Here is a 21826-nt window from a genome sequence, read left to right on the forward strand (position 1 = left end):
TACCGGGTTACTGACCTTAGCCAAACTCCGAATGCCGGTAAGTGAGAGCGCGGCAGTGAGACTGTGGGGATAAGCTCCATGGTCGAGAGGGAAACAGCCCAGAGCATCGACTAAGGCCCCTAAGCGTACGCTAAGTGGGAAAGGATGTGGAGTCGCACAGACAACCAGGTTGGCTTAGAAGCAGCCACCCTTGAAAGAGTGCGTAATAGCTCACTGGTCTAGTGATTCCGCGCCGACAATGTAGCGGGGCTCAAGCGTACCGCCGAAGTCGTGTCATTCATGCAACAGCCCAAACGGCGGTTGTGATGGGTAGGGGAGCGTCGTGTGCCGGGTGAAGCCGCAGCGGAAGCTAGTGGTGGACGGTTCACGAGTGAGAATGCAGGCATGAGTAGCGATACACACGTGAGAAACGTGTGCGCCGATTGACTAAGGGTTCCTGGGTCAAGCTGATCTGCCCAGGGTAAGTCGGGACCTAAGGCGAGGCCGACAGGCGTAGTCGATGGATAACCGGTTGATATTCCGGTACCCGCTGTGAAGCGTCAAACATCGAATCCAGTGATGCTAAGGCCGTGAAGCCGTTCCGGACCCTTCGGGGAATGGAAAGTGGTGGAGCCGCCGACCCGATCTGGTAGTAGGTGAGTGATGGGGTGACGCAGGAAGGTAGTCCAGCCCGGGCGGTGGTTGTCCCGGGGTAAGGGTGTAGGCCGTGCGGTAGGTAAATCCGTCGCACATCAAGGCTGAGACCTGATGCCGAGCCGATTGTGGTGAAGTGGATGATCCTATGCTGTCGAGAAAAGCCTCTAGCGAGTTTCATGGCGGCCCGTACCCTAAACCGACTCAGGTGGTCAGGTAGAGAATACCGAGGCGTTCGGGTGAACTATGGTTAAGGAACTCGGCAAAATGCCCCCGTAACTTCGGGAGAAGGGGGGCCATCACCGGTGATGAGTCTTGCACTCTGAGCTGGGGGTGGCCGCAGAGACCAGCGAGAAGCGACTGTTTACTAAAAACACAGGTCCGTGCGAAGCCGTAAGGCGATGTATACGGACTGACGCCTGCCCGGTGCTGGAACGTTAAGGGGACCGGTTAGTGCACTTTCGGGTGTGCGAAGCTGAGAACTTAAGCGCCAGTAAACGGCGGTGGTAACTATAACCATCCTAAGGTAGCGAAATTCCTTGTCGGGTAAGTTCCGACCTGCACGAATGGCGTAACGACTTCTCGACTGTCTCAACCATAGGCCCGGTGAAATTGCACTACGAGTAAAGATGCTCGTTTCGCGCAGCAGGACGGAAAGACCCCGGGACCTTTACTACAGTTTGATATTGGTGTTCGGTTCGGCTTGTGTAGGATAGGTGGGAGACTGTGAACTCTGGACGCCAGTTCAGGGGGAGTCGTCGTTGAAATACCACTCTGGTCGTGCTGGATGTCTAACCTGGGTCCGTGATCCGGATCAGGGACAGTGTCTGATGGGTAGTTTAACTGGGGCGGTTGCCTCCTAAAGAGTAACGGAGGCGCCCAAAGGTTCCCTCAGCCTGGTTGGTAATCAGGTGTTGAGTGTAAGTGCACAAGGGAGCTTGACTGTGAGACCGACGGGTCGAGCAGGGACGAAAGTCGGGACTAGTGATCCGGCGGTGGCTTGTGGAAGCGCCGTCGCTCAACGGATAAAAGGTACCCCGGGGATAACAGGCTGATCTTCCCCAAGAGTCCATATCGACGGGATGGTTTGGCACCTCGATGTCGGCTCGTCGCATCCTGGGGCTGGAGTCGGTCCCAAGGGTTGGGCTGTTCGCCCATTAAAGCGGTACGCGAGCTGGGTTTAGAACGTCGTGAGACAGTTCGGTCCCTATCCGCTGTGCGCGTAGGAGTCTTGAGAAGGGCTGTCCCTAGTACGAGAGGACCGGGACGGACGAACCTCTGGTGTGCCAGTTGTCCTGCCAAGGGCATGGCTGGTTGGCTACGTTCGGAAAGGATAACCGCTGAAAGCATCTAAGCGGGAAGCCTGCTTCGAGATGAGGACTCCCACCCCCATGAGGGGTTAAGGCTCCCAGTAGACGACTGGGTTGATAGGCCAGATCTGGAAGCCCGGTAACGGGTGGAGGTGACTGGTACTAATAGGCCGAGGGCTTGTCCTCAGTTGCTCGCGTCCACTGTGTTGGTTCTGAAACCACGAACAACCCCGCATAAGGTCACATGCGGTGCGGTTGACAGTTTCATAGTGTTTCGGTGGTCATAGCGTGAGGGAAACGCCCGGTTACATTCCGAACCCGGAAGCTAAGCCTCACAGCGCCGATGGTACTGCAGGGGGGACCCTGTGGGAGAGTAGGACGCCGCCGAACTAATTGTTAAGGGAAAGCCCCGTGCCGATGGCACGGGGCTTTTCTGCGTTCACGGGCGTTTCCGGCGTCTACAGTTCGACGTATGCGCTATGAACTCGTCATCTTCGACAATGACGGCGTCCTCGTCGACAGCGAGCCGATCTCCAACACCCTCCTCGCCGGCTATCTCACCGAGCTCGGGCACCCGACCTCGTACGAGGACTCACTGCGTGACTACATGGGCGCCGCCATGCATCGCGTGCACGACCTCATCGCGGAGCGGACCGGGAAGCGGCTTCCCGCGGACTTCGACGACGTGTTCCACGGGCGGGTCTTCGACGCGTTCGAGCAGGAGCTCAAGCCCGTTCCCGGTGTCGTCGACGTCCTGGAGAGGCTGACCGCCGACGGGGTGGACTACTGCGTCGCGTCCTCCGGGAGCCATGAGCGGATTCGCGTCGGGCATCGGACGACCGGGCTCGACAAGTGGTTTGAGGAAGGGCGGATCTTCAGTTCGGAGGATGTGGGGCGCGGGAAGCCGGCCCCCGACCTCTTCCTCCACGCCGCCGAGCGCATGGGCGTAGCGCCCGAGAAGTGCCTGGTCGTCGAGGACAGTCCGCTCGGTGTGCAGGCCGGCGTCGCCGCCGGGATGGACGTGTACGGGTTCACCGCCATGACCCCGGCCGAGCGGCTCGGCGGGGCCCGGCGACTCTTCGCCGACATGCGAGAGTTGCCTGCCCTCCTGACCGGCAGCTGAACTGAGTCGGTGATCCATCTACCCACCGGTATTCCTGGGGCCTACGCTGTGCCGCCATGACCGATGGCATAACCGGCGTGATGCGCCGCGGGCGGCAAGCGCTGGGGTTCAGCTTCTTCGCCCAGGGGGCGGCCTTCGCGCTCCTTGTCACGCGGATCCCCGCGCTCCAGGACCAGTACGGGATCTCCGACGGCCTGCTGCCCGTGTTCCTGGCCGCCGTGCCGATCCTGGCCGGGGTCGGCAGCGTAGGCACGGAGCATCTGGTGAAGCGGGTGCGGCCCAGCCGGGTGCTGCGGTGGTCGCAGCCCGTCGCGCTCCTGGCGCTGCTCGGCGTCGGCGCCGGGGACAGCATGTGGGAAGTGGCTGTCGCGCTCGCCGCGTTCGGGCTCGCCGTGGGGGCGCTCGACGCGTCGATGAACATGTTGGGGGTCAGTCTTCAGCGGGCGTACGGGCGCAGCATCATGCTCGGGTTCCATGCCGCGTACAGCCTCGGCGGGATCGTGGGCGCCTCGCTGGCCTGGGCCGGGGCGCACTGGGACCTGTCTTTGTTCGTGTTGTATCTGCCCTGTGTCGTGGTGTTCGTGCCCGCCCTGTTCGTCGGGAGCCGGTGGTACGTCGATGCCGATGTCCGTGCCGTCGAGGAGGCCGTTCGGGAGCAGGCGGGCGGGCTCGTCTTCAAGATGCTGTTGCCGCTGTGTCTGGTGATGACCTTCGCGTACATCGGGGACTCGACCGTCTCCAACTGGAGTGCGAAGTACCTGCAGGACGTGCTCGGCAGCTCCGAGCAGCTGTCGACCGTCCCGTACAACGTCTACATGGTGATGACGCTGATCGGGCGGGCCGTCGGCGATGTGGGGGTGCGGCGGTTCGGGGCCGTCGCCGTGGTGCGGGCGGGGACGATCATCGCCGCCGCCGGGTTCGGGGTGGTGGCGATCGCGCCCGGGGCCTGGGTGGGGATGGCCGGGTTCACGCTGCTCGGGCTCGGGCTGTGCGTCATCGTGCCGCAGACCTTCGCCGCTGCCGGGCGGATGTTCCCGGGGGCGTCGGACGCGGCCATCGCGCGGCTCAATATCTTCAACTACGTGGGCTTTTTGATCGGTTCGCCGCTTGTCGGGGCGCTGGGTGACGCCTGGAGCTATCGGTGGGCCATGCTCGTACCGATGGCGCTGGTGCTCGTGACGCTGGTGTACGCCCCTTCGTTCGGATCCGGGGCGGACCGATACGGTGGCAGGCATGAGCGGCCGCGCGCAGTTGATGTGGGACCCGGCGGTGACGGGGTATGACTTCGGGCCAGGACACCCGATGGACCCCGTCCGACTGGATCTGACCCGGCGCCTCGTCGATGCCTTCGGGCTCGACCGGGACGTGGAGGTCGTCGCGGCCAAGCGGGCCGGTGAGTCGACGCTGCGGCTCGTGCACCGCCAGGACTACGTGGACGCGGTCAAGGCCGCCTCCCTCGATCCGGACGCGGCCGACCAGGCGTACGGGCTCGGGACCGTCGACGATCCCGCCTTCGCCGGGATGCACGAGGTGTCCTCGCTGATCGCCGGGCAGTCGGTCGGGGCCGCCGAGGCCGTGTGGCGGGGGGAGGCCCTGCACGCCGTGAACTTCGCCGGCGGGCTGCATCACGCCATGCCGGGCTCCGCGTCCGGGTTCTGTGTGTACAACGACGCGGCGCTCGCCATCGCCCGGCTGCTCGAACTCGGTGTCGAGCGGGTCGCGTACGTGGATGTGGACGTGCACCACGGGGACGGGGTGCAGGCCGCGTTCTGGGAGGACCCGCGCGTTCTCACCGTCTCCCTGCACGAGCACCCGCGGACGCTGTTCCCGCAGACGGGCTGGCCCGAGGAGACCGGCGCCGAGGGCGCCGCCGAGGGGTCGGCGGTCAATGTGGCGCTGCCGGCCGGGACCGGGGACGCCGGGTGGCTGCGGGCCTTCCACGCCGTCGTGCCCGAGCTGCTCGCCGAGTTCCGGCCGCAGGTCCTGGTGACGCAGCACGGGGCCGACACGCACTTCGAGGACCCCCTCGCCCACCTCGCGGTCTCGCTCGACGCGCAGCGGGCCGTGCAGGTCGCCTGCCACGATCTGGCGCACACGTACGCGGAGGGGCGCTGGGTGGCGCTCGGCGGGGGCGGGTACGCGGTCGTGGACGTCGTGCCGCGCTCCTGGACGCATCTGGTCGCCATCGCCGCCGGGCGCGAGGTGGCGCCCGAGACGCTGACGCCGGAGAGCTGGCGGCAGGACGTGTACGCCCGTACGCGGCAGTTGGCGCCGGGGCGGATGACGGACGGGCGCTGGCCCGTCGAGCACCGCGAGTGGGAGGCGGGGTACGACCCGGCCGACCGGCTCGACCAGGCGATCCTGGCGACCCGGAAGGCGGCGTTCCCGCTGCGCGGGCTGCTGCCTTAGCCAACACGGGCGTCGGGCAACGGGACTTTGGGGTCGCGTTACTCCGACTGTGGGGTGTTCGGGGCTTTTCGGCGGTATCCGGGCGGGCAATGCGCCAGCATCGGGGGCGTGTTGAGCACCGGCGCCCTGCGTGCGCACCTGTTGGCGGCTCGCCTTGCCGGGCCTGTGACGACCTCCCGCGAGGAGAGCCTGCGGAGCTACCGCCTGTTCGAGGCGCGCGACCCGCGGGTGCTGCTCGGCCTCGATCCCGAATGGGCCTGGGGGCAGCGGGATTTGCTCGCCCTCATGGCCGACAAGTGCGGCGTATCGAATGATCCCGGGCACACCTCGGGGTGCGACGTCATTGATCCGGAGCTGACCCTGGCGGCGCTCGACGCCTTCGGGGACCGTCTCGGCAGGGCCGCCCACGAGCGCTCCCCGGTACTCTTCGGGACCGGACATCCGCACCGCCTGCTCGGCTTCTACGCCGCTCTCGCGGACGCGCTGTCGGCGCTCGGATGCCCCGTCCTCACCCCGGCGCAGGGTCAGAGTGTCGACATAACGACCCGGTTCGGACTACGTACGTACAACCTTGACTACGTACGAGGAGTCGCGCTGGTGCGCGAACCCGGCGCCTGCGCCCCCGGCGCTGAGCCCGGCGCGCACACCCACTCCCCCCTCCCGGTTCGCACCGCCCTGGCGGGGTGCGCGGAGGCCGGATGGCCCCTTCCGCACCTTGTCATCGGAGACCACGGATGGGTCTGCGGTGCAGGTCAGTTGGGGTTCGATGCCATCGGCCTGGCCGATACCGATGATCCCGCGCTGTTCGTCGGTGAGGCGGAGGGGCGAGTGTCCGTCGTCGTTCCGCTTGATGACGCTGTGCGGTCTGATTACTACCGACCGCTTACTCGCTATGTACTCAATCGAGCGTGTCTGTCACAGTAGGCGGCCGATCGCTGCTCCTCTTCCCCACTCGCACCACACGCCCCTAGTCTGGGGAGTGAGCACGCAACGACGTTGAGTCACCGGAAGGGGAAGCCGGTGGCCGTCGAGTGCGGAAGGTTCAGGTGTGTCATGGCTGCTGGTGAAGGTAGGCCTCTGAACGAGGTGCAGTTCCTGACCGTGGCGGAAGTCGCCTCTGTCATGCGAGTGTCCAAGATGACCGTGTACCGGCTGGTGCACAGCGGTCATCTGCCCGCGATCCGGGTGGGGCGGTCCTTCCGCGTCCCCGAGCAAGCGGTTCACGAGTACCTCCGCGAGTCCTACGTGGGGGTGGAGACGGGCTGAGACCGGCTGAGTCCGGCTGATCGACCCCTCGATTTCTAGCTCGGCGCCCGGGCGGGGTACGCTGGCCCTCCGTAGGTCGTGTGGGCCCCAATGCAGCCCCGCACCGAGTGATTGTCCCCGCACCGCGGGGGTTGTCCGAGAAGTGAGCGAGGGTAGTCGTGGGCTCTGTTATCAAGAAGCGGCGTAAGCGGATGGCGAAGAAGAAGCACCGCAAGCTGCTGAAGCGCACGCGTGTGCAGCGTCGCAACAAGAAGTAAGCGACCGCTGTACCGACAGCGCGATCTGTGGCCCTTCCACCGTTTTCGTACGGTGGGAGGGCCGCAGTGCGTTTCGGACAAGTTGGTGCAGGCACTCATGGTATCGGCACCGCGCGGAGCAGGCTCTGGGCTGTACGTACGCCTGTGGCTGTCGTCACTTCCTGCATCGGGTGGACATCACAGCGCAACGACGAAGCGCTAACGTGAGCCGCGAACACGGGGGCGTGGAGCGCGGCGGGGCTGGGGACGGAAGGTAGGCGCTGATCTTGGGCAAGGTCGTGCTCGTGACCGGGGTGGCCCGGCAGCTGGGGGGCCGCTTCGTACGGCGCATCCAGCGGGACCCGGAAGTGGACCGGGTCATCGGTGTGGACGCGGTGCCGCCCGCGCACCATCTGGGCGGCGCGGATTTCCTCCAGGCCGACATCCGGCAGCCGACGATCGCGCGGGTGCTCGCCGAGCACTCCGTCGACACGGTCGTGCACATGGACGTCACCGGGACGCCGCTCGCCAGTGGCGGCCGCGGCTCGGTGAAGGAGACGAACGTCATCGGCACGATGCAGATCCTCGGCGCGTGCCAGAAGGCGCCGAGCGTCAAGCGGCTCGTCGTGAAGTCCAGTACGAACGTGTACGGGTCCGCGCCGCGCGACCCGGCCGTCTTCACCGAGACGACGCCGCCGAAGTCGCTGCCGAGCGGCGGCTTCGCCAAGGACACCGTCGAGGTCGAGGGGTATGTGCGCGGGTTCGCCCGGCGCCGCCCCGACGTCGCGGTGTGCGTGCTGCGGTTCGCCAACATCCTCGGGCCGAGGGCCGATTCGCCGCTCGCCGAGTACTTCTCACTGCCCGTGCTGCCGACCGTGTTCGGGTACGACCCGCGCCTGCAGTTCGTGCACGAGGACGACGTGATCGAGGTGCTGCGGCTCGCCTCGCGCGAACCCGAGCGCTCCACGCTCAACAGCGGGACCTTCAACATCGCGGGTGACGGCGTGCTGCTGCTCTCGCAGTGCTCGCGGCGGCTCGGCCGGCCGACCGTCCCGGTGCTGCTGCCCGCGGTGACCTGGGTCGGCGGCGCGCTGCGTACGCTGGGTGCGACGGACTTCTCGCCCGAGCAGATCAGGCTGCTCACGCATGGGCGGATGGTGTCGACGGCCCAGATGAAGGACACGCTGGGCTTCCGGCCCCTGTACTCGACCGCGGAGACCTTCGAGGACTTCGTCCGCGGCCGGGGCCCAGGGCTCCTTCCGCCGAAGGCGGTGGCGGGAGCCGTCGAAAGGATCGCGTCGCTGCCGTTCCTGACCGGCGGACGCACACCGAGCCACCCCCCGACGCAGAGCGCCAACTGAGGAGCGCGGACACGATGGCGGACGCCAAGGTCATTCGGTTCGACGACGACAGGTCGCGGGGGGCCACCGGGAAGGGCGGCGGGCGCCGCAAGGGCCGGCGCAAGAGCGAGCCGGTGGGGGCCGGTGACGTGCACGAGATCAAGTCGCTGCCCGTGCAGCGCTCGGAGCCGGAGCCTGCGCCGTCGCAGGAAGCGCCAGTGGCCGAGGAGGGCGGGGGCTGGGAGCGGCGGGTCGCGGGCGGGCTCGCGTTCCTGCGGCGCCGGCTCACCGGGGACTACGAGATCGACGAGTTCGGCTACGACAAGGAGCTCACCGACCACGTCCTGATGTCGCTGCTGCGGCCGGTCGCGGAGAAGTACTTCCGCGTCGAGGTGAAGGGCGTGGAGAACATCCCGGCCGAGGGCGGGGCGCTGATCGTCTCCAACCACTCCGGGACGCTGCCGCTCGACGGGCTGATGATGCAGGTCGCCGTGCACGACAACCATCCGGCCGGACGCCATCTGCGGCTCCTCGCGGCCGACCTGGTCTTCATGCTGCCGGTCGTCAACGAGCTGGCGCGCAAGGCCGGGCACACGCTGGCCTGCGCGGAGGACGCGCAGCGGCTCCTGGAGAGCGGTGAGCTGGTCGGCGTGATGCCGGAGGGGTTCAAGGGCATAGGAAAACCGTTCAGCGAGCGGTACAAGCTCCAGCGGTTCGGGCGCGGCGGGTTCGTGTCGACCGCGCTGCGCGCCGGGACGCCGATCGTGCCGTGCTCGATCGTCGGGGCGGAGGAGATCTACCCGATGCTCGGCAACGCGAAGACGCTGGCGCGGGTCCTCGGCTTCCCGTACTTCCCGATCACGCCCACGTTCCCGTGGCTGGGGCCGCTGGGGGCGGTGCCGCTGCCGACGAAGTGGACCATCCAGTTCGGGGAGCCGATCCCGACGGACGGGTATCCGCCGGAGGCGGCGGAGGACCCGATGCTGATGTTCAACCTGACGGACCAGGTCCGCGAACAGATCCAGCACACGCTGTACAAGCTGCTGGTGCAGCGGCGGTCGGTGTTCTTCTAGGCCGGGCAAGCGTGAGGGCCCGGGGCGAACCCCGGGCCCTCACGCACACGTACTGCTGGCTCGTACCGCTAGTCCGCGTCCTCCGCGTCGATGCCCAGTCCGGGGAGCAGGCCCGGTAGGAGCGGGGGCAGTGTCACGTCGGGCTTCGGGACGCGCGGGGTGTCGAGCTTGCCGTCGTCGTCCGACGGGGGCGGGCTCGTCTCGTCCTTCGGCGGGTCGAGGAGGCCGCCGGTGGTCTCGCCGAGCAGGCCGTCCCCCTCCTTGCTCGTGCCGCTGCCGGAGCTGGACGGCTGCGGCTTGGTGGAGCTGGTGCCGTGGTGGTCCGTGCCGGACGGGTGGGACGGGGCGGCCCGGTCGGTGCCGGACGTCCCCGGTGCCGTGGTGCCGGTGCGGCCCGTGGCCGGGGCGCCGCTCCGGGTCGGGGTCTTGGGGAGCAGGGAGCGCAGCGGGTCGACCTCTTCGTCTATGGCGTCGAAGACCGAGCTGACCTCGTCCCGCACGTCCCCGAGCTGGACCGGGAGCCGGTCGCTGAGCGCCTGCCAGCTGCGCCGGTGCGACTCCGAGAACGCGTTCAGCGCCTGGATCGGGCCGAGGGAGCCGTCCCGCTTGTACGCGGCGCTGAGCAGCCGGTGCCCCTCGGACGCGTCGTAGCGCATACCGGAGAGCGCGCGGCGGACCTCGCCGATCGACTCGTGGTCGAGGGGGCCGCTGCGGTCGCGCTCCATCAGCCGCCGCGCCTCGCTGAGCCGCGTCGACGCCTGGTCGAGGTAGAGCGTGCCGCGGTCGGAGTCGCTGTCGGCCAGGCCCAGCTTGAAGTCCTCCATGCCGCGCTTGAGGCCGTAGAGGTTGTCACCGGGCAGGGCGTTGGAGCTGGCCGCGGCCACTCCGCCGAAGGCACCGGCGGCCACGCCGACCGTGAGGCCGCCCGCGGCGAGCCCCTTGGTCAGGCGGGTGCGGGGCCGCAGCTTGCGCAGGGGGCTCGCCCGGTGCGCTCCCTTGGTCCGGGCCCGCTGCTCCGGTACCGCAGGGCCGGTGCCCTCCTGGAGCATGGCCTCCATGGCGGCGACGAGCTGGGCCCGCTGCACCATTTTGACCTCGGGGTCCAATCTCGGCCTGGGCAGTTCGCCGAGGCCGGAGGCCAGGGACAGGAGCCTGCCCTGTTCGGTCCGATCGGTCCGGTCGCCCGCCTGGGCTTCCGGTTCCTCCGGCTGCTGCGCCGCCGGGTCCAGGTCGGACTGGTCCTCCAGGGCCTGGGCGAAGGCGTTCGCCCGCCGGTGTGCCGATACGTTCGCGATCACTGGCGGCACCTCCTCTCGTCATGACGGTCGACTCCCACGTGGTCGACTCCCCAAGGGGTCCTGAGGGTTGCACGCCGCGCCGACATGCACACGAACGAGTGAGCGGAGCCGGTCCAGGAGTGACCACAGGGAGCCTGCATCCCGCTCAACGAGCGGCGCGGCACTTGGGTTACGGACGAAAGATGATCCGACCACGATCTCATCTCGCCCTCACAGAAGGTGAGTTGAGCATCGCGGACGGTGAGGGGCGCCGTACGCCGGTGCCGGGGCGGGCGGCGTCAGCGGACGTCGTCCGGCAGGAGACGGGCGAGAGTGCGCACGGCCCGGTACTGGAGGGTCTTGATCGCGCCCTCGTTCTTGCCCATCACACGGGCGGTCTCGGCGACGGAGAGGCCCTGGAGGAAGCGGAGCGTGACGCACTCCTGCTGCTGCGGGTTGAGCCGTCGCACGGCTTCGAGCAGGGCCGCGTTGGAGAGGGACTCGAGGACGGAGTCCTCGGGGGACCGCTCCACCTCGTTCGCGTCGAGCATCTCGCCCGTGGTCACCTCGAGGCGGAAGCGGCTCGACTTGAAGTGGTCGGCGACCAGGTTGCGCGCGATCGTGACCAGCCAGGCGCCGAAGTCGCGGCCCTGCCAGGTGAAGGTGCCGATGCGGCGCAGGGCGCGCAGAAAGGTCTCGCTGGTGAGGTCCTCGGCCGTCGCCTTCCCGCCGACGCGGTAGTAGATGTAGCGGTAGACGGTGTCGCTGTACTGGTCGTAGAGGCGGCCGAAGGCGTCGGCCTCGCCGGACTGGGCGCGCTCGACCAGCTCCATCATGCGGGCGCTGTCGCTGTCCGCGGCGGGACGGCGTGGGGCGGACGCCGTTGAGGTGCCGGACGCGCCGGCGGCTCCGGACCTGGTCCGTCTGCCGACGGTGGCGGCACCGGAATCGGCCATGGCGAAGCACGGGCCGGCCGGTACGGCGACGGCGAGGGCGGGGACGGCGTACGCGGTGGGGACGAAGCCGCGCAAGCGGTCGATGACCGTTGCGCGCAGCGTAGCCAGGCCCGAGGCGTCAACCCCGACGTGTTGAAACACGGGACTCCCAGAGGCAGAGCTTCCATCACGTGCAGTGCGGGACCGTTCACTCGTCGTGCTGACGTGTGGGTACCGGAATGCGTCTGAGGAGAATAACGCTTCGTGCAGGGAGCGCTACACCGAGTTGCTCAAATCATCGATTACGTCACTTCTGTAGTCGATCGGCGAGTGTTTGAGCACCGGAGAGTGACCGTTTGCTGATCGGATCAGGTCATGTTGGGGCTATCCCGGTGACCTGTTGTGGCCGAGTGGTAGCAACGGGACTGCCGGGGCCCCGGGCCGGGTAGGCCCCTCCGTCAACGCGGACGTCAGCGCCGGCGCCGGTGCAGGGCGATGGCCGCCGCCGTGCCGCCCGCGACCGCGCCGACGCCCGCCGCGGCCGGGATGCCGACCTTCGCGGCCTTGCGCCCGGTGCGGTAGTCCCGCAGCCGCCATTCCCGTTCGCGCGCGTACTTGCGCAGTTTGGCGTCGGGGTTGATCGCGTAGGGGTGGCCGACGAGCGAGAGCATCGGGATGTCGTTGTGCGAGTCGCTGTAGGCGGCGCAGCGGCCGAGCTCCAGGCCCTCGGCGGAGGCGAGCGCGCGGACGGCCTCGGCCTTGGCGGGGCCGTGCAGCGGTTCGCCGACGAGCTTGCCGGTGTAGACGCCGCCGATGGACTCGGCGACGGTGCCGAGCGCGCCGGTCAGACCGAGGCGCCGGGCGATGACCGTGGCGATCTCCACGGGCGCGGCGGTGACGAGCCACACCTTCTGGCCCGCGTCGAGGTGGGCCTGGGCGAGGGCGCGGGTGCCGGGCCAGATCCGCTCGGCCATGTACTCGTCGTAGATCTCCTCGCCGATGGACTGCAGTTCGGCGACGCGGTGGCCCTTGACGATGGACAGGGCGCTCTCGCGGACGTCCTGCATGTGCTCGGGGTCCTCGACCCCGGCGATCCGGAACCAGGCCTGCTGCCAGGCGAAGCGGGTCAGTTCGCGGCGCTCGAAGAACTTCCGCTTGTAGAGGCCGCGCCCGAAATGGAAGATCGCGGCGCCCTGCATCACGGTGTTGTCCAGGTCGAAGAAGGCGGCGGCCTTGTCGTCGCCGAAAACCGGGAATTCCGGTTCTCCCGTTTCGGCGGGCGGCGCCTGTTCCTCGATCTCCTGGGACGTCTTGCGGGCGGCCTCCGCCGACGCCTCGCCCGCGAGGACACTGCGCGCGGTCGCGGGGCGCCTACGAGGGGTGAGCCATCCGAGTCCGATCAGCGGCATGGCGTGCCTCCTGCCGGGGCGGCGGTCGGGCGGGCGGGACATGGCGCGAGCATAGCCATTGTGTTCGGTGCTTCCGGGGTCGAGAGGATTTCGGGAAGCTGTCGGTCCGTGAAATCCCGGCGTCGTACGGGGGGAGAGGGCGGGGTCAGAATGGCCGGTATGAGTCCCATTTTTCGGCGTGGTGAGAAGAAGAATCCGCAGGAGCGTGTCGTCACACTGATCCGGAAGCCCGGGTGCCATCTGTGCGATGACGCGCAGGCGGTGATCGAGAAGGTGTGCGCCGAGGTGGGCGCCGCGTGGGAAGCCAAGGACATCACCGAGGACGAGGAGTTGTACCGCAAGTACTGGGAGCAGATCCCGGTCACTCTCATCGACGGGGCGCAGCACGACTTCTGGCGTGTGCAGGAGGAGCGGCTGCGGCGTGCGCTCACGCGGTAGCCGTCCGTGCACGGGCGCCGCCCGCGGTCGCGAACATCACTGACCGACGAGTCCAACTAATCCCCAAAGTCGCTTAGGATCGGGGGCGGTTTGGTCTCGGGGGGCGTGGATCTGAAGGAAGGTGTCCGGTTTTGCCCCCCACAGGTATGCAACGAGGCTACCTGCGCGCCGGTTCCACTAAAGCTTCCCAGCGGCGCGTGACCCCGGTCACGTTGGCCGGGCAAATCGGACACCATCTTTGTGCACGCGTTCACAAAGACATAGCCTGCATTCGACGGGGCGGTCCAGGAACTACGAGCCGCCCGCAGCCCCGCTCTACCCGCAGGAGCACCGTGGCAACTGGCCGAACTCACCGACCGGCGACCCGCAGCCGAGGAATTCCCGAGGCCACCGTCGCCCGTCTCCCGCTGTACCTCCGAGCCCTCACCGCACTGTCGGAGCGCTCGGTACCCACGGTCTCCTCCGAGGAGCTCGCGGCTGCGGCGGGGGTCAACTCCGCGAAGCTGCGCAAGGACTTCTCGTACCTCGGCTCGTACGGGACCAGGGGCGTGGGCTACGACGTCGAGTACCTCGTCTACCAGATCTCGCGCGAGCTGGGCCTGACCCAGGACTGGCCGATCGTGATGGTCGGTATCGGTAACCTCGGCGCGGCTCTCGCCAACTACGGCGGGTTCGCCTCGCGCGGGTTCCGCGTGGCGGCCCTGATAGACGCCGATCCGGCGATGACGGGCAAGACCGTCGCCGGGATGCCGGTGCAGCACGCCGATGACCTCGAGAAGATCATCGACGACAACGGCGTCTCCATCGGCGTCATCGCGACCCCGGCGGGCGCCGCGCAGCAGGTCTGCGACCGGCTCGTCGCCGCCGGTGTCACCTCCATCCTGAACTTCGCGCCGACCGTCCTCTCCGTGCCGGACGGCGTCGACGTGCGCAAGGTCGACCTCTCCATCGAGCTGCAGATCCTCGCCTTCCACGAGCAGCGCAAGGCGGGCGAGAGCGCCATGGAGGCGGCCGAGGGCGCCGTGGGCGTCGAGGGTCCGGCCGCCAAGGTCACCAAGCCCGCCACCGTTGCCGATCGCAAGGGACCCGACGGGGACGTGCCCGCCGTGATGCCGGCATGAGCCTCCTCGTCGTAGGGCTGAGCCACCGCAGCGCCCCGGTCTCCATCCTGGAGCGGGCCGCGCTGAACCCGGAGGCCGGGGCCAAGCTCGTCCAGGACACGCTCGCCGCCGAACCGGCGGCCGAGGCGGCGCTCCTGTCGACCTGCAACCGCATCGAGCTGTACGCGGACGTGGACAAGTTCCACGCCGGTGTCGCCGAGCTGTCGACGCTGCTCGCGCAGCACAGCGGCGTGGGTCTGGAAGAGCTCACTCCTTATCTCTATGTGCACTACGAGGACCGGGCGGTGCACCACCTGTTCTCGGTGGCGTGCGGGCTCGACTCGATGGTCGTCGGCGAGGGCCAGATCCTCGGCCAGATCAAGGACACGCTCGCCCGCGCCCAGGAGCTGCACTCCGCGGGCAAGCTCCTCAACGACCTGTTCCAGCAGGCGCTGCGGGTCGGCAAGCGGGCGCACTCCGAGACCGGGATCGACCGGGCCGGTCAGTCGCTCGTCACCTTCGGGCTCGAACAGCTCTCGCAGAAGGAGCCGGTGGCCGCCTGGGCGCAGGGCAAGCGCGCGCTCGTGATCGGCGCGGGCTCGATGTCCTCGCTGGCCGCGGCGACGCTCGCGCGTGCCGGGGTGGCCGAGGTTGTGGTCGCCAACCGCACCCTTGAGCGCGCCGAGCGCCTCGTAGAGATCTTGGGCGAGGGCGGTACCGCCGCCCGTGCCGTCGCCATGGACGCCGTGGCGGACGAACTGACACGTGCCGACGTGGCCATCTCCTGCACCGGCGCGACCGGGCTCGTCCTGACCGCCGACGCCGTGCGCGCGGCCGTCGCGGGCCGGACGCCGACCGCGGGCGCCGACGTGCCGCAGCAGCCTTCGGCACCCGGTGCCAAGGCGCCGGCCGAGGGCTGCCCCGTCGACCCGAGCGCGCCCGTGCGCGGCGGGTTCTCCGTCGAGGGCGAGGCCGCCGTCGCCGGCTTCGACGCCGCCGCGCTCGAACAGCACGGCGCCTGGGTCGACAACGCGCCGGGCGAGCGGGTGCGGCCCTCCGAGGCCGCCACCATCGCCGCCCTCGCTGCCGCGGGCCGGGTGCCCGAGATGCGGCGCGAGCGGCAGCCCGAGCCGGTGCAGCGCGTCGCGCTCGCCCTGCTCGACCTGGCGATGCCGCGCGACATCGACGCCGCCTCGCACCGGATCGACGGGGTCCGCCTCGTCGACATCGAGTCGCTCGCCGACGCCTCCGCCGACGCGCCGATGGCCGCCGACGTGGACCAGGTGCGCGCGATCGTCGCCGACGAGGTCGCCGCGTTCGGCGCCGCCCAGCGCGCCGCGCACATCACGCCGACCGTCGTGGCGCTGCGCACCATGGCCGCGTCCGTCGTCACCAGCGAGATCGCGCGCCTGGACGGCCGGCTGCCCGGCCTCGGCGAGAAGGAGCGCGCGGAGATCACCCAGACCGTGCGGCGCGTGGTGGACAAACTGCTGCACGCGCCGACCGTACGGGTCAAGCAGCTCGCCGCCGAGCCCGGCGGTGCCGGGTACGCGGACGCGCTGCGGACCCTGTTCGACCTGGACCAGGAGACGGTCGCCGCCGTCTCCCGGGCCATCCCCCGAGACCGTGAATCCGCCAGCGGCACGGTAGGCAAGAATCGAGGCCCGGCATGACCGCCGCCGACAAAGCACTGAGGCTGGGGACCAGGCGCAGCAAGCTGGCCATGTCCCAGTCCGGGCATGTCGCCGAAGCCGTACGCCAGCTCACCGGCCGTGAGGTCGAGCTGGTGGAGATCACCACGTACGGGGACACCTCCCGTGAGCACCTGGCGCAGATCGGCGGGACCGGTGTCTTCGTCACCGCCCTGCGGGACGCGCTGGTGCGCGGCGACATCGACTTCGCCGTGCACTCGCTGAAGGACCTCCCGACGACGCAGCCCGGGGAGCTCACGCTCGCCGCGCTGCCGGTGCGCGAGGACCCGCGGGACGTGCTGGTCGCGCGGGACGGGCTGAAGTTCGCCGACCTGCCGGCCGGGGCCCGGATCGGCACCGGTTCGCCGCGCCGCATGGCGCAGCTGAACGCGTACGCCCGGAGCCACGGACTCACCATCGAGACCGTGCCGATCCGCGGGAACATCGACACCCGCATCGGCTTCGTCGAGAAGGGGGAGCTCGACGCCGTCGTCCTGGCGGCCGCCGGGCTCAACCGCATAGGTCGCGCCGGGGAAGCCACCGACTTCCTGGCGACCGACACCGTCCTGCCCGCCCCCGGTCAGGGGGCACTGGCAGTCGAGTGCACTGTGGAGAACAGTGCGCTCGCCGCCGCGCTCGCGGAGCTGGACGACCCCTTCACCCGGGTCGCCGTCACCGCCGAGCGAGCCCTGCTCGCCGCCCTGGAAGCCGGTTGCAGCGCCCCCGTGGGCGCGCTGGCCGACCTCCTGGCCGACGGGCAGATTGCCAATCAAATGCGCCTGCGCGGCGTCGTCGGGACGACCGACGGCTCCGAGCTGGTGCAGCTGTCCACCACCGGTCCCGTGCCCTCGTCGGAGGACGAGGCGCTGGCGCTCGGGCGGGAACTCGCCGCTGAGATGCTGGCCAAGGGTGCGGCCGGTCTGATGGGGGAGCGAGCACTTTGAGCCCCACCACGCCTCAACCGACCGCCTGCGCACCTGGGCACGTCACCTTCCTGGGTGCCGGTCCCGGTGACCCAGGACTGCTGACACTGCGGGCCGTGGAGGCCCTGACCCGAGCGGATGTGCTGATCGCCGAGCCCGAAGTGCTCGACGTCGTCCGCACGCACGCCGCCGCGGGCGTGACCGTGCTCGACGCGGGCACGCCGGGGCGCACGGCCGCTGACGGGGCGTCAACTGCCGTCGTGGTCCCGGCTCTGAGGGACTGGGCCAATCTTGTCATGGAGGCCGCGGGCAGCGGCAAGCGGGTCGTCCGTGCGGTCTCCGGTGACCCCGGGCTCGACACGTACGCGGCCGAGGAGATGCTGGCCTGCGCCTCCGCGGGCATCGACTTCGAGGTCGTCCCCGGTATCGCGGCGGCCACCGGCGTCGCCGCGTACGCCGGTGTCCCGCTGCGGGACGCGCAGGGCGCCGACGTCCGCTTCGTGGACGCCGCCACCGCCTCCGAGCGCTGCTGGAGCGAGGTCGGCGCGTCCGACGGCACGCTCGTCGTCTCCACGACGCTCGACTCGGTGGCCGCGGCCGCCGGTGAGCTGGTCGCGGCGGGCCGCAAGCCCGACACCCCGCTGACCGTGACGATCGCGGGGACGACGACGCGCCAGAAGACCTGGACGGCGACGCTCGGCACCATCGCGCAGACCTTCAAGCAGGCCAAGGTGCTGCCGTCGCCCGAGGGCGGCCGGCCGGTGATAGCCGTGGTCGGTGAGCGGTCCGCCGCCGCCCAGCGCGACCAGTTGTCGTGGTTCGAGTCCAAGCCGCTGTTCGGCTGGAAGGTACTCGTCCCGCGCACGAAGGAGCAGGCGGCGTCCCTCTCCGACCAGCTCAGGTCGTACGGCGCGGTGCCGCACGAGGTCCCGACGATCGCCGTCGAGCCGCCGCGCACCCCGCAGCAGATGGAGCGCGCGGTCAAGGGCCTGGTCACGGGCCGCTACGAGTGGATCGCCTTCACCTCGGTCAACGCGGTCAAGGCGGTGCGCGAGAAGTTCGAGGAGTACGGGCTCGACGCGCGCGCCTTCGCCGGGATCAAGGTCGCGGCGGTCGGCGAGCAGACGGCGAACGCGCTGATCGCGTTCGGCGTCAAGCCGGACCTGGTGCCGAGCGGCGAGCAGTCGGCCGCCGGTCTCCTGGAGGACTGGCCGCCCTACGACCCGGTCTTCGACCCGATCGACAGAGTGTTCCTGCCGCGCGCGGACATCGCCACGGAGACGCTGGTCGCCGGGTTGATCGAGCTGGGCTGGGAGGTCGACGACGTCACGGCCTACCGGACCGTACGGGCCTCGCCCCCGCCGGCCGAGACGCGCGAGGCGATCAAGGGCGGTGGCTTCGACGCGGTGCTCTTCACCTCGTCGTCCACGGTCCGCAACCTGGTCGGTATCGCGGGCAAGCCGCACAACGTGACGGTGATCGCCTGCATCGGCCCGGCCACCGCCAAGACCGCCGAGGAGCACGGCCTGCGGGTCGACGTGATGGCCCCCGAGCCGTCGGTGCTCAAGCTGGCCGCCGCGCTCGCCGACTTCGGCGCCCGGCGCCGGGACGCGGCGATCGAGGCCGGTGACCCGGTGACGCGGCCGAGCGAGCGGCGGCCCGGGTCGCGGCGCAGGCGCGCGGCTCCGTAGGAGGAGAAGTGGGGGCGGGTACCGGGTGCGAGCCGGGTACCCGCCCTGGTTCGTTCGGTCCAGGTACACGTAGGTACACGTAGGTACGACGAGGTGACAGTCCAGTGACTCGGTACGGCTCTTTCCCCGGTTCGCGGCCCCGGCGGCTGCGGACGACTCCCGCCATGCGGCGCATGGTCGCCGAGACGCGGCTGCATCCGGCCGACCTGATCCTGCCCGCGTTCGTGCGGGAAGGGATCGACGCGCCGGTGGAGATCGGCTCGATGCCCGGCGTGTACCAGCACACGCGTGACTCCCTGAAGAAGGCCGCGGCCGAGGCGGTCGAGGCGGGCGTCTCCGGGATCATGCTCTTCGGCGTCCCCCTGGAGGAGAAGAAGGACGGCGCGGGCACGGTCGGCACCGACCCGGACGGCATCCTCCAGCAGGGGCTCCGGGACGTACGGGCCGAGGTCGGGGACGACCTGATCGTCATGTCCGACCTGTGCCTGGACGAGTTCACCGACCACGGGCACTGCGGCGTCCTCGACGAGCAGGGCCGGGTCGACAACGACGCGACCCTGGAGCGGTACGCCGAGATGGCGCAGGTCCAGGCGGACGCGGGCGCCCACGTCGTCGGCCCGTCCGGGATGATGGACGGCCAGATCGGCGTCATCCGCGACGCGCTCGACCAGATCGGCCGCGAGGACGTGGCGATCCTCGCGTACACGGCGAAGTATTCGTCGGCGTTCTACGGCCCGTTCCGCGAGGCCGTCGGCTCCTCGCTCAAGGGCGACCGCAAGACGTACCAGCAGGACCCGGCCAACATCCGGGAGTCGCTGCGGGAGCTGGCGCTCGACCTGGAGGAGGGCGCCGACATGGTCATGGTCAAGCCGGCCGGGCCCTACCTCGACATCCTGGCGCGGGTCGCCGACGAGGTGGACGTGCCGGTGGCCGCGTACCAGATCAGCGGTGAGTACGCGATGATCGAGGCGGCGGCGCAGCGCGGCTGGATCGAGCGGGACCGGGCGATCATGGAGTCGCTGACCGGGATCAAGCGCGCGGGCGCGAACATGATCCTGACGTACTGGGCGACCGAGGTGGCGCGGCAGCTGGGCTGATCCGGGGTCCGGTCCGGGGCCGCTGTCAGTGCCGTGGCGGAGAATCCCCGTCATGACAGCGACACCGGCAGCGCTCACCGAGCGCGCCCTCAACAGGTCCACTCTGGCCCGGCAGTTGCTGCTTCGGCGGCAGCCGCTGGGGGTCGAGGACGCGGTACGGCGGGTTGTCGCGCTCCAGGCGCAGCAGCCCGCTTCGCCGTATGTGGCGCTGTGGAACCGGGTGGCGGGGTTCCGCGCGGCGGACCTGGACGCGGCGTTCGCCGCGTTCCGCGTGGTGAGGTCGACGCTGATGCGGATCACGCTGCACGCGGTCCACGTCGACGACTACGCGGCTTCTCGCGCGGCGGTGGAGCCGACGGTACGGGGTGCGCGGCTGCGGGATCCCCGGTTCAGGGCGTCCGGTATCACGGAGTCGGACGTGGACGCGCTGCTGCCGGAGCTGCTGGAGCGGGCCGAAGCGGCGGGCGAGGCGCGGGAGTTGGGGGAGTGGCTGCGGGTCCGGACCGGGGTCGAGGGCGCGGTGTCGCCCACGGCGTGGCGGATGCTGCGGCAGTACGCGCCGCTGTGGCACGCACCGGTCGAGGACGCGCCGTGGGCGTACGTGTCAGGGGCCGGGCAGCGCTATGTGTCGGCGGCTGTGGCGCACCGCCCCGCGCTGCGGGACCCGGAGGCGGTGGCGGAAGGTCTGCGGGTGCTGGTCCGCCGGTACCTGGCGGGGTTCGGGCCGGCGACCGTGGCGGACATCGCGCAGTTCGGCCTCGTGCAGAAGGGCCGGGTGCGGGCGGCGCTCGGCGACGACCTGGAGGAGCTGCCGGGCCCCGGCGGAACCGTGCTCTACGACGTACCCGGGGCCGTCCGGCCGTCGGAGGAGGTGGGGGCACCGCCACGCCTGCTGCCGATGTGGGACAGCGTGCTCCTCGCCTACGCGGACCGGGCCCGGGTCCTCCCGCCCGAGTACCGCAAGCACGTGATCCGGGTGAACGGGGATGTGCTGCCGACGGTTCTGGTGGACGGATACGTGGCCGGGGTCTGGCGGATGGCACCGGACGGGGCGGGCATCGAGGTGAGCGCGTTCCGGCCGCTGGCGGGGGAGGTGTGGGAGGCGCTGGAGGGGGAGGCGCGGGGGTTGCGCGCGTTCCTCGCCGGGCGGGACGAGGCCGCGTACCGGCGTTACGACCACTGGTGGGTGAAGGGGCTGCCGGTGGCGGAGGCGAAGGTGCTCGGGTAGGCGGGGTCGCGGTGCCCGGCCGCGTGTCCGGCCGGGCCTGCTCCGCGGCATGGCGGTTACTGCTTGCCCGTGCCCACCGGGTCCACCGTGACGCCCGCCTCGGTGGGGCTGTCGGAGACCGGGAGGTTGATGGTGACCGGGAGGGTCTTGGAGTGGGTCTCGTTCGGCGGGGTGACGACGAGCTGGGTGATATCGACGCCGGAGCCGCCGCTGTCGTTGCGCGGGTAGTGCAGGTGGAACCGGGTCTCCTCGCCGGACTTGAGGGTGACGAGCGGGGCGGCGAGCTTGGTGCGCTGGGCGCTGATGGCGCCCGGGCCGCTGTCGGCCTTGAGGTCGACGCCCGGGAAGCCCTTGAGGGTGCAGGCGTCGCCGGTGTTCTTCATGGCGACGGTGAAGTCGCCCTCGCCCATGCCGTGGGCGGTGTGGAAGGCGAGGTTGGCGGTCTTGCAGGGGCCGGTGGTGATCTGGCCGCCGCCGCTGCCGGTGCCTTCGGCGGATTCGGTGGCGGAGCCGTTCGAGGACGGGGTGTTGGCGGAGCCGGTGTCCGCGGACGTGTCTGCGGACGTGTCCGCGGAGGAGGGGGATGAGGACGTTGCCGTGGACGCGGAGCCGTTCGCGCCGGAGGCCTTGTCGTCGTCGCCGCTCTG

At 69.7% G+C, this 21826-nt stretch carries 19 protein-coding genes and 2 rRNA genes; 17 read left to right on the top strand and 4 right to left on the bottom strand.

Annotated elements, in window-relative coordinates:
- From N5I75_RS16265 to N5I75_RS16310, 10 genes are all read left to right on the top strand, one after another.
- Positions 1 to 2129 (top strand): 23S ribosomal RNA (locus N5I75_RS16265); the annotation flags it as partial.
- Between the two features lie 87 nt (positions 2130 to 2216).
- Positions 2217 to 2333, top strand: a 5S ribosomal RNA gene (rrf, locus tag N5I75_RS16270).
- 82 nt (positions 2334 to 2415) lie between these two features.
- Positions 2416 to 3066: an HAD family hydrolase gene (locus tag N5I75_RS16275; protein ID WP_476678185.1), complete on the top strand. Its 651-nt coding sequence runs from the start codon at positions 2416 to 2418 to the stop codon at positions 3064 to 3066.
- A 68-nt stretch (positions 3067 to 3134) separates the two neighbouring features.
- Positions 3135 to 4349: an MFS transporter gene (locus N5I75_RS16280; protein ID WP_476679514.1), complete on the top strand. Its 1215-nt coding sequence runs from the start codon at positions 3135 to 3137 to the stop codon at positions 4347 to 4349.
- Positions 4300 to 5475: an acetoin utilization protein AcuC gene (locus N5I75_RS16285; protein WP_476678187.1), complete on the top strand. Its 1176-nt coding sequence runs from the start codon at positions 4300 to 4302 to the stop codon at positions 5473 to 5475. Before N5I75_RS16280 ends, N5I75_RS16285 begins: the two co-directional genes overlap by 50 nt.
- Positions 5476 to 5583: 108 nt before the next feature.
- The gene (locus N5I75_RS16290; protein ID WP_476678189.1) at positions 5584 to 6399 is read left to right on the top strand and encodes a phosphatase; all 816 of its coding nucleotides are present in this window, start codon (positions 5584 to 5586) and stop codon (positions 6397 to 6399) included.
- 129 nt (positions 6400 to 6528) lie between these two features.
- Entirely contained in the window at positions 6529 to 6741 is a 213-nt protein-coding gene (locus N5I75_RS16295) for a helix-turn-helix domain-containing protein (RefSeq protein ID WP_361079125.1), read from the top strand.
- Positions 6742 to 6899: 158 nt separating this feature from the next.
- Complete coding sequence (locus tag N5I75_RS16300; protein WP_003948845.1) at positions 6900 to 6998, top strand: 30S ribosomal protein bS22; 99 nt, start codon at positions 6900 to 6902, stop codon at positions 6996 to 6998.
- A gap of 266 nt (positions 6999 to 7264) precedes the next feature.
- Entirely contained in the window at positions 7265 to 8338 is a 1074-nt protein-coding gene (locus tag N5I75_RS16305; protein WP_476678190.1) for an NAD-dependent epimerase/dehydratase family protein, read from the top strand.
- Between the two features lie 14 nt (positions 8339 to 8352).
- Positions 8353 to 9390: a lysophospholipid acyltransferase family protein gene (locus N5I75_RS16310; protein ID WP_476678192.1), complete on the top strand. Its 1038-nt coding sequence runs from the start codon at positions 8353 to 8355 to the stop codon at positions 9388 to 9390.
- Positions 9391 to 9458: 68 nt separating this feature from the next.
- Here N5I75_RS16310 and N5I75_RS16315 read toward each other — a convergent pair whose 3' ends face one another.
- The 3 genes from N5I75_RS16315 to N5I75_RS16325 form a co-directional block, all read right to left on the bottom strand.
- On the bottom strand, positions 9459 to 10688 hold the full coding sequence (locus tag N5I75_RS16315) for a DUF5667 domain-containing protein (protein WP_476678194.1): 1230 nt from the start codon (positions 10686 to 10688) through the stop codon (positions 9459 to 9461).
- Positions 10689 to 10966: 278 nt separating this feature from the next.
- Positions 10967 to 11764, bottom strand: a complete 798-nt coding sequence (locus tag N5I75_RS16320) for an ECF subfamily RNA polymerase sigma factor, BldN family (protein WP_476678196.1) — start codon at positions 11762 to 11764, stop codon at positions 10967 to 10969.
- Between the two features lie 308 nt (positions 11765 to 12072).
- Positions 12073 to 13005 carry an HAD family hydrolase gene (locus tag N5I75_RS16325; protein ID WP_476679515.1) on the bottom strand — a complete coding sequence of 311 codons (933 nt, stop codon included), beginning with the start codon at positions 13003 to 13005 and terminating at the stop codon, positions 12073 to 12075.
- A 165-nt stretch (positions 13006 to 13170) separates the two neighbouring features.
- Between N5I75_RS16325 and N5I75_RS16330 the strand changes: the two genes are divergently transcribed.
- The 7 genes from N5I75_RS16330 to N5I75_RS16360 all read left to right on the top strand — a co-directional run bounded on the left by N5I75_RS16330 (position 13171) and on the right by N5I75_RS16360 (position 21179).
- Positions 13171 to 13449, top strand: a complete 279-nt coding sequence (locus N5I75_RS16330) for a glutaredoxin family protein (RefSeq protein WP_476678198.1) — start codon at positions 13171 to 13173, stop codon at positions 13447 to 13449.
- Between the two features lie 332 nt (positions 13450 to 13781).
- The gene (locus N5I75_RS16335) at positions 13782 to 14570 is read left to right on the top strand and encodes a redox-sensing transcriptional repressor Rex (RefSeq protein WP_476678200.1); all 789 of its coding nucleotides are present in this window, start codon (positions 13782 to 13784) and stop codon (positions 14568 to 14570) included.
- Positions 14567 to 16222: a glutamyl-tRNA reductase gene (locus N5I75_RS16340; RefSeq protein ID WP_476678202.1), complete on the top strand. Its 1656-nt coding sequence runs from the start codon at positions 14567 to 14569 to the stop codon at positions 16220 to 16222. Before N5I75_RS16335 ends, N5I75_RS16340 begins: the two co-directional genes overlap by 4 nt.
- Positions 16219 to 17184: a hydroxymethylbilane synthase gene (gene hemC / locus N5I75_RS16345; protein WP_476678203.1), complete on the top strand. Its 966-nt coding sequence runs from the start codon at positions 16219 to 16221 to the stop codon at positions 17182 to 17184. Before N5I75_RS16340 ends, hemC begins: the two co-directional genes overlap by 4 nt.
- Entirely contained in the window at positions 17181 to 18854 is a 1674-nt protein-coding gene (locus N5I75_RS16350; protein ID WP_476678205.1) for a bifunctional uroporphyrinogen-III C-methyltransferase/uroporphyrinogen-III synthase, read from the top strand. Before hemC ends, N5I75_RS16350 begins: the two co-directional genes overlap by 4 nt.
- A 104-nt stretch (positions 18855 to 18958) precedes the next feature.
- A complete protein-coding gene (gene hemB / locus N5I75_RS16355; protein WP_394431748.1) occupies positions 18959 to 19951 on the top strand; it encodes a porphobilinogen synthase in 993 nt (330 codons plus the stop codon).
- Between the two features lie 52 nt (positions 19952 to 20003).
- Positions 20004 to 21179, top strand: coding sequence for a winged helix DNA-binding domain-containing protein (locus N5I75_RS16360; RefSeq protein ID WP_476678206.1), 1176 nt, complete (start codon positions 20004 to 20006; stop codon positions 21177 to 21179).
- 56 nt (positions 21180 to 21235) lie between these two features.
- Here N5I75_RS16360 and N5I75_RS16365 read toward each other — a convergent pair.
- Positions 21236 to 21826, bottom strand: a 591-nt coding sequence (locus tag N5I75_RS16365) for a DUF4232 domain-containing protein (protein ID WP_476678208.1), incomplete at its 5' end; no start/stop codon positions are given.

It is taken from the genome of Streptomyces sp. R818 (genome assembly GCF_056172735.1).

Excerpts from the sequence above, each read along its gene's own strand:
- N5I75_RS16330 (WP_476678198.1), top strand. The coding sequence starts at position 13,171 with ATGAGTCCCATTTTTCGGCGTGGTGAGAAGAAGAATCCGCAGGAGCGT.
- N5I75_RS16340 (WP_476678202.1), top strand. The coding sequence starts at position 14,567 with ATGAGCCTCCTCGTCGTAGGGCTGAGCCACCGCAGCGCCCCGGTCTCC.
- N5I75_RS16310 (WP_476678192.1), top strand. The coding sequence starts at position 8,353 with ATGGCGGACGCCAAGGTCATTCGGTTCGACGACGACAGGTCGCGGGGG.
- N5I75_RS16295 (WP_361079125.1), top strand. The coding sequence starts at position 6,529 with ATGGCTGCTGGTGAAGGTAGGCCTCTGAACGAGGTGCAGTTCCTGACC.
- N5I75_RS16360 (WP_476678206.1), top strand. The coding sequence starts at position 20,004 with ATGACAGCGACACCGGCAGCGCTCACCGAGCGCGCCCTCAACAGGTCC.
- N5I75_RS16275 (WP_476678185.1), top strand. The coding sequence starts at position 2,416 with ATGCGCTATGAACTCGTCATCTTCGACAATGACGGCGTCCTCGTCGAC.
- N5I75_RS16285 (WP_476678187.1), top strand. The coding sequence starts at position 4,300 with ATGAGCGGCCGCGCGCAGTTGATGTGGGACCCGGCGGTGACGGGGTAT.
- hemC (WP_476678203.1), top strand. The coding sequence starts at position 16,219 with ATGACCGCCGCCGACAAAGCACTGAGGCTGGGGACCAGGCGCAGCAAG.